The 10329-nt window shown below is 50.4% G+C and carries 8 protein-coding genes and 1 pseudogene; 7 read left to right on the top strand and 2 right to left on the bottom strand.

Annotated elements, in window-relative coordinates; all coding sequences use genetic code 11:
* Positions 1-402 precede the first annotated feature (402 nt).
* From ACOJWD_RS01625 to ACOJWD_RS01600, 6 genes are all read left to right on the top strand, one after another.
* Positions 403-1635, top strand: a complete 1233-nt coding sequence (locus ACOJWD_RS01625; RefSeq protein ID WP_486991479.1) for an ROK family transcriptional regulator — start codon at positions 403-405, stop codon at positions 1633-1635.
* 36 nt (positions 1636-1671) lie between these two features.
* On the top strand, positions 1672-2646 hold the full coding sequence (gene galT / locus ACOJWD_RS01620) for a galactose-1-phosphate uridylyltransferase (protein ID WP_486991478.1): 975 nt from the start codon (positions 1672-1674) through the stop codon (positions 2644-2646).
* Positions 2643-3821, top strand: a complete 1179-nt coding sequence (locus ACOJWD_RS01615) for a galactokinase (protein WP_486991477.1) — start codon at positions 2643-2645, stop codon at positions 3819-3821. Before galT ends, ACOJWD_RS01615 begins: the two co-directional genes overlap by 4 nt.
* Before the next feature lie 199 nt (positions 3822-4020).
* On the top strand, positions 4021-5319 hold the full coding sequence (locus ACOJWD_RS01610) for an ABC transporter substrate-binding protein (RefSeq protein WP_486991476.1): 1299 nt from the start codon (positions 4021-4023) through the stop codon (positions 5317-5319).
* 86 nt (positions 5320-5405) lie between these two features.
* Entirely contained in the window at positions 5406-6404 is a 999-nt protein-coding gene (locus ACOJWD_RS01605; protein ID WP_486991475.1) for a carbohydrate ABC transporter permease, read from the top strand.
* Positions 6401-7222: a carbohydrate ABC transporter permease gene (locus ACOJWD_RS01600; RefSeq protein ID WP_486991474.1), complete on the top strand. Its 822-nt coding sequence runs from the start codon at positions 6401-6403 to the stop codon at positions 7220-7222. The genes ACOJWD_RS01605 and ACOJWD_RS01600 overlap by 4 nt, the downstream gene beginning before the upstream one ends.
* Positions 7223-7301: 79 nt before the next feature.
* Here ACOJWD_RS01600 and ACOJWD_RS01595 read toward each other — a convergent pair whose 3' ends face one another.
* A complete protein-coding gene (locus tag ACOJWD_RS01595) occupies positions 7302-9029 on the bottom strand; it encodes a peptide ABC transporter substrate-binding protein (RefSeq protein WP_486991473.1) in 1728 nt (575 codons plus the stop codon).
* 338 nt (positions 9030-9367) lie between these two features.
* Positions 9368-9523 carry a hypothetical protein gene (locus ACOJWD_RS01590; RefSeq protein ID WP_486991472.1) on the bottom strand — a complete coding sequence of 52 codons (156 nt, stop codon included), beginning with the start codon at positions 9521-9523 and terminating at the stop codon, positions 9368-9370.
* Between the two features lie 320 nt (positions 9524-9843).
* On the opposite strand from ACOJWD_RS01590, the pseudogene ACOJWD_RS01585 reads away from it, so the two are divergent.
* Positions 9844-10329: pseudogene (locus ACOJWD_RS01585) on the top strand (sugar transferase); the annotation flags it as partial.

Genomic DNA, 10329 nt, shown 5'->3' with positions numbered 1-10329 from the left:
GGACCTGGAAGAGGATCTCGTGCATGGTGGGGGCCAGATCATCCCGGCGCATCGCCCGGATCACCGCGTCCTTTGCCTGAGCAGCCGCTCGTGCTTCACCTCTTTGCACCTCTTTCTGCTATGGAAGACCCGGTCCGCGTTGCGACTCTTTCAGTGACAGTATAATGATCTTCCCTATGGAAGGTCAGACACTACACCCTTGAGTGTCCTCGACGGCCATGTGATTACTTGCTTTCCTTCAATATGCGCCAGTTCTCGTAAATTTTCTAGCGTCGTGCGTTGTGATGTGCGGGATAATAAGTTAAAGTTATGAACAAAGTGGTTTTAGGATTCGCAATTGGCCATCTTTCTGCGAGCGGAATCATCGGTTCTAACTGGGAGGAGGGGGAACCTTTGAGACTCGTGACGGCGTCCGCGCCTACAATGAAACGTGTTAACCGAGCGACGATATTAACTGTGTTGAAAAACACCAACGGTATTCCGCGCTCCCAAATTGCGGCACTGACCGGGTTGACTAAGGCGACGGTGACCAACCTGGTGGGGGAATTAATTGAGGAAGGACTTGCCCAGGAAGAAGCTAAAAGCCGGTCGACTGGTGGTCGGCGCCCCATCCCTATAGTACTGAATCCCTATGCCAAATTTGTGTTGGGAGTGGATGTCGGCATCCACGAATTGCGAGTGGCTGCTGTGGATTTAAAATCCCGTGTAATCGATAAATGGACGTATCCGGTTAGACATGTCGCCGGCCCCGGCCACTTTCTTCAGATCCTGGAAGACGTGATTAAACGGTCGGTCGAGACACTCACGGGTTCGAATAACCTGTGGTCCCACGACAAATGGTTGGGAGTCGGTATCGGCATGCATGGGCTCGTGGATAGCACTCAGGGGACGGCTGTTTTTGCACCGCACTTCGATTTACATGAGGTTAAGATTTGTGATTATCTTCATGAACGATGTAAGGTGCCGGTTGCGTTGACCAATGATGTACGGGCGATGGCGTATGGCGAGCTCTCCACACTCATGTCGGAACAATTATCGAATTTGATCTTTGTCAATGTCGGTATCGGTGTTGGTGCTGCTATTGTGCTGCATGGCCAATTATTGGAAGGCGTGGCGGGAATTGCTGGAGAGATTGGCCATAATGTGGTCGAACCCGGAGGACGCCGGTGCGCCTGTGGACGGTATGGCTGTCTGGAAACAGTATGCTCTGGGCCTGCCATTGCCGAACGGGCTATCGAGGGTGTGAGAGGGGGGAGGAGTAGCGTCATCAGTGATTTGGTTCAGGGAGACCTCTCTCAAGTGACCGCTCATACAGTATTTCAAGCGGCCGAGTTGGGCGATGCGGTGGCACAGGATGTGTTTCGCGCCGCAGGACGGCATCTTGGACAAAGTTTAGGATATCTTGTCAATGCTCTCGATCCACACTTAGTGATCATTGGAGGGGGAGTGAGTCTCGCCGGAGTGCACTTATTTTCTCCACTTCAAGAGCAATTTGATCGTGTCGTGATGGAGCGAATCCGTGCACACGTGAAAGTCACCAGTAGTCACTTGGCGGACGCGACCCAAATCGGAGCGGCGTCGTTAATACTGAATCGGATGTTTTCTCCCGATTTTTCTTATCGTGTGAGTCCGTAGCGAGGCTGATGATTTTTTTATAAAGGAGAACGAACCATGGCAGAGTTGCGCTATAATCCGCTATTGTCTGATTGGACGATGGTTTCTCAAAATCGGCAGCACCGTCCGGCAGGGAGGGCGGGGGCGTGTCCTTTTTGTTTAGGGTCCGATAAGGTGCCGGATTCCTACGACGTCTACGCCTATGATAACGACTATCCAGTGTTGTCCGAGTCTCCGCCGACGCCCGATTCGGTGGCGTTCGGGCCCTACCGAACGGCCCCGGCATATGGAAAGTGCGAGGTCATTTTGTACTCGCCCGATCACCAGGCTACCCTGGAATCGCTGTCGTTGGCACATGTGGAGCGACTCATCACCCTATGGATACACCGCATGGAGGTATTAAAGGCCGATCCAAAGCATCAATATCTCTATATTTTTGAGAATCGGGGGGCGGAAATCGGCGCCACCATTACGCATCCCCATGGTCAAATCTATGCCTATCCGTACATACCGTTAAAGATTCAACGGGAGTTGACGAGTTGTCGCGAGTACTTTGAGCAACAGGGACACTGTCTTATCTGTGCCATGACCGTTGAGGAAGAGCGATTTCAGGGACGCATGCTTTATCAAAGCGAGCTTTTTTCGAGCTATGTACCCTTTTTTACGGACTATCCGTATGGGGCCTTTGTGATTCCGCGCCGCCATATTAGTTCACTCTTAGACTTAACTTCAGCGGAGCGCCGTGAACTAGCCGGCCTCTTACAACGTGTCACCGGAGGATTAGATGCTCTGTACGACCGGCCCATGCCATATATGATGGTGCTTCACCAGGCACCGGTTAATGGGACCTCCGTGGACGACTTCTATCATTTCCACATTGAGTTTTATCCGTCGCTATACTCTGCAACGAAACTTAAGTATCTGGCATCGTCCGAGTCGGGTGCCTGGGCACCGGCCAATCCAGCGGCCGTTGAAGTGACAGCCCCCTTATTACGGGAAGCCATGCTGAGTGTAGGGAGACGAGAACGGTGAGAGACGAAATTCAACAGGCGGTCGAGATGTTTACGGAAAGGTTTGGTGCTAGTCGGGATGAGGTGCGGATATTTTTCGCCCCTGGGCGTGTCAATCTCATTGGAGAGCATATTGATTATAATGGCGGAAACGTTTTGCCAGGCGCTCTCGGTCTCGGTATCTGGATGGTGTGTCGTTCTCGGCAGGACCATCGTTACCGATTTTCATCGACCTTGTTTGCCGGTGTCGTTGATATCAAAGAGGCTGACCTTCTTTACCGCGAGGCGGATGGCTATGCCAACTACCCGAAAGGGGTGATCTCTCTGTTGAGAGATCGCGGGATCGAGACATCAGGGCTCGATTGCTTCTTTCACAGTACCCTTCCCAGTGGATCCGGTCTTTCCAGTTCAGCAGCCATCGAACTGGTCACGGCCTATGGCGTGACTTGCATGGCCGACGCGGCTATCTCTAAAATCGAGCTCGCCCAGTTAGCCCAAGTTGCAGAAAACCAGTACCTGGGCGTGCAATGTGGCATTATGGATCAGTTTGCGGTGGCTTTGGGACAACGCAATCACGCCATCTTGCTTAACTGCGATACCTTAGCTTATGAATATGTGCCGGTGGCGTTGGGCCAATATGCTTTAGTCATTATGGATTCTTGTAAGCCGAGGGCCTTGGTAGATTCGCTATACAATGAGCGGCGTCGCGAATGCCTGGACGCCCTCACAGAACTGCAACATAGGCTGCCGCATCTTCACAATTTGACTGACCTGACTTACCAAAAGTGGGAGCAAATGCGCTCGCTCCTCCATGACAGGACATTGCGAAAGCGCGTGGATCATGTGGTCAGCGAGAACGCCCGCGTGAACCAAGCGGTCGACCGATTACGCGTGGGCGATATCTTAGGGTTCGGCGCACTACTAACCGAATCGCATCGGTCTCTGGCGAAAGATTATGAGGTAACAGGTCCGGAACTGGATGCATTAGTGCAAGCGGCTCATGATGCCCCTGGATGCGTTGGATCGCGGATGACAGGAGCAGGATTTGGGGGATGCGCCATCGCTGTGGTGGAGAACGCCTCGGTAGATCACTTTTTTGAGGCGGTTCGGCAACAGTATGCGGCACAAATAGGCTATGCGCCGCAATTTTATGCAAGCCAATTGGGAGATGGCGTCCGCGAATGGCCGCGCTTTTGATGAGAGAGGGGCAGTGTAGTCGTCTTGTCCACGAAATTATCTAAATATGGGATCATAATGGCACATAGTAAAAATATTTTACAAACTTATTGTCAATGGTAGAAGATTTGGTTTATTATCCTGGAAGGATCAGCCATCAAGGAGCTGATTGCAACACACATCGTCTTGGGGAGTTCACAGATGACGTTGGGAGGCAATTATGAAACCATATAGCAAACAGATGGCGTTAGGTGCGATAGGGTTGATGGCGGTAGGAACCATCGCGGCAGGATGTGGCTCGACAGCATCGGCTGCAGCTTCTTCAGGTCCGGCGGCGAATACCGTTGACATTTTCAGTTGGTGGACGGGTACAGCGAGTAGTAAAGCGCTGAATACATTTTTCGAAGCGTTTAAGGCTCAGTATCCTGGCATCAAGGTGGTTAACGATGCCGTCTCTGGAGGAGCTGGGTCGAACGCGAAGGCGGTGCTGGCTAGTCGCATGAATGCGGATAAGCCACCGTCCACATTTCAGGTCCACGTAGGTAATGGTTCGTTGAAGTCTTGGGTAGAAGCTGGGAAGTTAGCGCCATTAAATTCTCTCTTTAAGTCGCAAGGATGGTACAACGATTTTCCGAAGTCCTTGCTCAAACTAGCCACCTTCAATGGTAAAATCTACGCGGTGCCAGTGGATATGCAGCGAGCAAATGTGCTGTGGTATAACGTCAAGATATTTAAGGAGTATCATCTGACACCTCCGACTAGCTGGACGGAATTCGTGACGGATGCCAAAATATTACAATCTCATGGAATTACCCCGATGGCGCTTGCCAATCATGGCAATTGGGAAACGACCTTGTTGTGGAGCGACATTTTGTTAGGCACGGTCGGCTATAGCAACTACAACAAAATTATGGATGGCAGCATTCCTCTCAACAGCGCTGGGGTCAAACAGGCGTCAGAGACCTATCTAGAGGTCATGAAGTATACCAATTCGAATGCCTCGTCTTTGCATTGGGCGCAAGCTGACCAGATGGTGGCGCAAGGGCAAGCGGCCATGAACGTGATGGGGGATTGGGCCGCGGGATACTTTACCACAACGGCAGGGCTCACCCCAGGAAAGCAGTTTGGATGGGCTCCTACTCCGGGAACAAAGGGAATATTTGCTGCCGTGTCAGATGCGTTTGGACTGCCCACCGGTCTTTCCGGGAAGGCTAAGCAGAATGCCATCGATTTCTTGAAGGTTCTTGGATCGAACAAGGCTCAGGAAAAATTTAACCCCCTCAAAGGCACCTTTTCGCCACGCCTCGATGCCAATCCGGCTGATTATAACGCCTATTCCCGATCAGCGATGGTCTCTTATAAGAAGGACCCTCTGGTCTTGGTTCCCGGTCAGGGCGGGCTAAATCCGGGATTTACCACCGCTCTCGAGAACGATATGAGTCAGTTTACGGCCAGTAAGAATGTGAATGAGTTCGTTTCCGAACTCACCTCAGCGGCGAGTTCGAACCCCTTAAATTAAGATGACTGTATAAAAGGTGAGGGCTAGGTTCAGATGAGTCCGTTGACTTGTCTGAACCTACCCGTACAGATGGAGGCCAACTACCGATGAGTACTTCTCAATCTGCTCGACCATCCCTAGGAGTCCATCCTGAGTCCACACGGCCTCTAAAACCGCGTCGCCGGTTGTCTCGAGACAAATTGTATGCCATTTTGACCCTGACACCGACGTTAATCGCTCTAGGGGTATTTGTGTATGCCTTCATAGTGTGGACGGGATGGGTATCGTTTTCAAAGTGGAATAGTTTTGTGGTCAACATGTCATGGAATGGCTTGCGCAATTACACGGCTATTTTTTCCTCTTTTCGGTTTCAATCGGATTTGCGCAACATGGTGTACTTTACCGTCGGGTTTGTAGGATTGTGTTTAATTGTTGGGATGTTGCTGGCGATATTGCTAGACCAGAAAATTCGCTTTGAAGGCGTATTTCGGAGCATGTATTTGTATCCTATGGCGGTATCGGCCGCGGCGACCGGGGTGGTATGGGATTGGCTTTTAAATCCATCAACCGGCGTGAACTTGTTTTTGAAGGATCTTGGCATAAAGCACCTGCCCAATTGGTATCTTTCGCCGCGATTTACCCCGAGTGGATTTCATCTGTTTTCAATCCAGGCGGGCTTGCCGGTCGCTTTCATCGCGGTGCTGATTGCGACGGTGTGGGAGTGGTCTGGGTTCAGCATGGCGCTATTTCTTGCTGGATTGCGAGCAGTACCGGAGGAAATCAAAGAGGCTGCGCGAATTGATGGTGCCGGCCCGATACGTATGTTCTTTTCGGTGATTCTTCCGCAACTCCGGTCGGTCACCGTGACGGCAGTCATTTTGTTGCTGGCTTCATCACTGAAAGTATTTGGGCTCCTTTATGCAATGACGGGTCCCGGTCCGAACTTTGTGACCGATTTGCCTTCGCTGAATATGTTTGACACCACCTTTTCAGCAGATGCCTACGCGCAAGGAGCCGCGATTGCGATTGTACTCTTGCTCATTATGGTGGTATTCACTATTCCGTATCTTGTCTCTACTTTGCGGAGGGAGGCTCGCCGCGGATGACTGCTCGCATTGCACGCCGGACAGCCCTATATGTTGTGATGTTGATCTTTATGGCGATTTTTCTCCTTCCAGTCTACATGTTGGTGATTACCAGTCTGAAGCATAACGCCAACGTGAGCCTCGCTCACATGTGGGCGCTTCCTCATCCACTAGGATTTTCAGGCCTCATCCAGGCATGGCACGACGTCTCGCCTGATTTGTTGAACAGTGTCTATTTGGCGGTTCCAGTAACCATCATCGCGTCTTTTGTGGGGGCATTTAATGGGTATGCTTTGTCGAAATGGAAATTTCGTGGCGCGAATGTCATTTATTTCCTGATTCTGGTTGGGATGTTTATTCCTTATCAGAGTACGCTGATTCCGTTGGTCAAGGTATTGGCGGTGTTGGGTTTGTATGGAACGCTACCGGGATTGGCGCTCGCTCATATTGTTTATGGGCTTCCTATTATGACCTTGATTTTCCGTAACTTCTTTGCAGAAATTCCTGATGAGATTGTGGAAGCGGCCCAAATTGATGGCCATGGCTATTGGGGAATTTTTCGCTATATTATGCTGCCGTTGTCGTTATCGGGATTTGTGGTAGCGGGAATCTGGGAATTTACCCAAGTATGGAATAACTTCCTGTTTGGTGTGACGATTACCCAACCGCCATGGCAGCCTGTGACGGTCGAAATTGTGAATCTGGCGGGAAGTCAACATATTCAGTGGAATGTCCTGATGGCAAGTACACTCATCGCTTCGTTGCCAACACTCATTGTGTATTTCATCTTAGGGCGCTATTTTGTGCGCGGCTTGTTGGCCGGATCCGTTAAAGGATAGGTCTAGATGCATGCGAAATTACAATGATCACCCCGTATCGCCCAAGGAAAAGCATTCGGACCTACGGGGTGATCGACCACTATTTTGACACCCACCAGTACTGCATTTGAGGGAAACCTACCGAGGCATCAGCATATTTCACACTGTCGTGAACGTTGGGTGCATGCACTGCCAGCGTTCCGACGTTGTTTTGCCACAACATTGGTAGCTGCACTGCAGTATAGTCTTCGTATCGATAGAAGGCTTGCAAAGACTCTGCGGCGGTAGCATATGGACGATGGGTGGCGGCAATTAACGCGTCCTCTTCATTACTGCTGTACCCAAATCCTGATGGGGCGTTGGTGGCAAAAAGTTGTCCGCCGGTTGGCCAGTACCCCGGACCATTATAGAACCAAGCCAGTCCAGTGGACATCTCCCATCCTTTGGGTTGGCTGGGGTTATAGGTGATGCCTTCGAGAGTGGATGCCGGCAAGCCCTTCAGCTGCACTTGGATCCCTTCCGCGGCCCAATCTTGCTTCATGAGTTCGACCTCTTCTGTTTCCGAGGTGGAACCGCTGGGATAGTCTAATTGCAATGCGAGATGTTGCGATCCCTTTGTCATGACCCCATTGACCATATGCCACCCATGCTGTTCGAGAAGTTTCTTTCCGCGAGCGGGACTATACGGGTAGGGATTGGTTTTAAGAGCAGGATCTAAGAAGGGGGTCTTCGGAGTGCCCGGGATGGGTCCGTCAATGGGGGGAGCATAGCCATGATAAATGGAATCATCAATCCCTTGACGATTAATACCCATTTGTAAGGCTTGCCGGATATAGAGATGATCGAATAAGGATTTGACCGGGGATCCCGGGAACATATTGAGTTGGGTTTCATAAAAACCGAAAAGGTATTCAGGGGTAATCACATCCCCTTGTGAGGTCAACGCACTGCGGGCACCATACTCAGACTGATCAAGATACCCCACATTGATGGTGCCAGTTTTGAGAGCGGCAAATTCTGCGGCGTTTGATCCTTCATAGGTGAACACGATGCGCTTGACCGTGCTCTTGTGGCCATCATAGTGGCGATTAGGAATGAGTGACCAATATTGATTATTGGCGGTGGGGCCGATTTTGAAGGGGCCGTCGACAACTTGATCAAATTGCGGATTCGAACCTTCGGATCCCAGGTACTTAATCTCTTTGGCGATGTTCTTATGAATATCCCATGCTGCTTTCGGCATGGGGATCAGTTGGATGATGCCGTTAAAGATGAACCACTCTTGGTTAGCTGGCTTATCTAAGGTGAAGGTGACCTCGTAGTTTCCGTTGGCGACTAAGCTTTTGATGCCGTTAGGGATATCTCCGGTACCTGCACCCACGTAGGGCCAAGGCGAGGGAGCATTAGCGGCCGATGTGGCCTTAATAACGTCCCAGGTAAAGAGGATATCTTGGCTTGTGACCGGCTTGCCGTTAGACCAGTGCCACTTAGGATTCAGAAAGACATGATATACGGTACCCGCCTTATTATAGGTAATCTTTTGCGCGATGGAAGAATTCCAATTGATGGTATAGTTGGCGTTGACCCACAAAAGAGGTTTGTACATTTGATAAATAAGTTGGAAGTTCGCGACGCTGTCGAACCCTGTATTTACTAACGGCAGGAACCAATTCAGGTTGGATTGAGGAAGCTCTGCGTATTCGATCGTGCCGCCTGACGTTGGATGATTGGATGCGGTTGATGACGTTGTGGCGGTCGTGCCGCACGCCGTTGTCAAGAATAGGAGAAATGCCGGAGCAAGGAGAGCGAGCTTCTTTGAAAGACGCATCATCATGCCTCCCATAGGTCATTACCAAAAAGGTTAGACCTTTAATTTTTTGAATTGTACAACAGGATGGCCGGTTGGTCAAAAAATATTTTCGTAGCGAACCCGTGGAATTGCTGATAAATGGGTTACGGGGATGTCGTTAAGGGGTGCTCGCCCGAGACTAGAATTCTTGGAGAGAATAAGAATTTGAACCGGCCCTTTAGATAGTGGCGTGGCAGGTTGATGTTCCCCCTTCCCCTCTTCAATCAACGACTTGGAGACCTTTCCATTTACGGAGCGCCTTTGCAAAAAGGGCTCGTTCGGCGACGTTGATAATTGCAAATGCCAACATAAAACCGTTAATAACCACGAATACTATAATCGTCGTTCGAGAGGGTTGTGCCTAAGTTCATCGGTAATGCGAATCGGTGTTCGTTAAACACATAGAAATGGGGATTGGAAACCAGAATGTGGAATGAGGTCTGTCCGATAAGCCATTCAATCTCCGATGTCATCGAGCTACCGTCTCTATTGGGACAATAACCGATGATGCCCTGTAGCTACAGGGCGAAGCACGCAGATTGCGACATTTTTCCATCGATTTCGACGCGATGACTCAGATGTTTTGACACAACGCGGGCCCATGTGCAGACGCCAATTGTTGTGGTTTGACCTAGGCTTGTCAAGGGGATGAATTCGCATTATACTTGCGCTGGTATAATTCGGGTTAGTGTATTCAAATATTATGGTGAGCCCATCCTCATAAGGAAATATCCACATTATTACGAAATAGGATGCGCGCGTTATAATGGGGTCCGAGAGGAGGAGTGGAACGATGTTTCGCGGACGAACCAACCGATGGGATGAATTAGCGGTGTTTGTGGACACCGGGGCGGCCTATGTTGCCTACCTCTTTGTTGTTCATGCCTATCTCGCCTGGTTTAATCCTAGGGTTGCCACGGTGCACTTGGTTTCCCTCTACTTCTCGTTTTCCATTCTAGTTTTAGGCGTGTCATGGCTTTCACTTAAATTGAATTTCAAGGGGTACTCTCGGCGTTGGAACCAACTGCCCGCTGAAATGGGTATGCTCGCGGTCGCGGCTGCCGAGACCGGTGTGGCCATGGTGTTAATCATTTTTGTCTTTAAGGCCACGTGGTTTTCTCGTGCGATCTTTTTGCTCTTCCCCATTGCCGCGTTTGTGTTTCAGACCCTCGTGCATTCGGTGATTAAGCTGTCCTTGGGTCACTTTCGTTTAAGCGGACGAGACCAACGCCGTTTGGTGGTGTTGGGCTATCCTCGGCGAGTGAAAATATTTAGCGAG

The sequence above is a fragment of the Sulfobacillus sp. TH-112 genome (genome assembly GCF_057473405.1).
This window is presented reverse-complemented; position numbering and strand designations above follow the sequence as displayed.

What these genes read in the sequence shown, in the direction of transcription:
- ACOJWD_RS01595 (WP_486991473.1), bottom strand. Translation starts at nt 9,029, where the DNA reads ATGCGTCTTTCAAAGAAGCTCGCTCTCCTTGCTCCGGCATTTCTCCTA.
- ACOJWD_RS01600 (WP_486991474.1), top strand. Translation starts at nt 6,401, where the DNA reads ATGACTGCTCGCATTGCACGCCGGACAGCCCTATATGTTGTGATGTTG.
- ACOJWD_RS01610 (WP_486991476.1), top strand. Translation starts at nt 4,021, where the DNA reads ATGAAACCATATAGCAAACAGATGGCGTTAGGTGCGATAGGGTTGATG.
- ACOJWD_RS01590 (WP_486991472.1), bottom strand. Translation starts at nt 9,523, where the DNA reads ATGACATCGGAGATTGAATGGCTTATCGGACAGACCTCATTCCACATT.
- galT (WP_486991478.1), top strand. Translation starts at nt 1,672, where the DNA reads ATGGCAGAGTTGCGCTATAATCCGCTATTGTCTGATTGGACGATGGTT.
- ACOJWD_RS01605 (WP_486991475.1), top strand. Translation starts at nt 5,406, where the DNA reads ATGAGTACTTCTCAATCTGCTCGACCATCCCTAGGAGTCCATCCTGAG.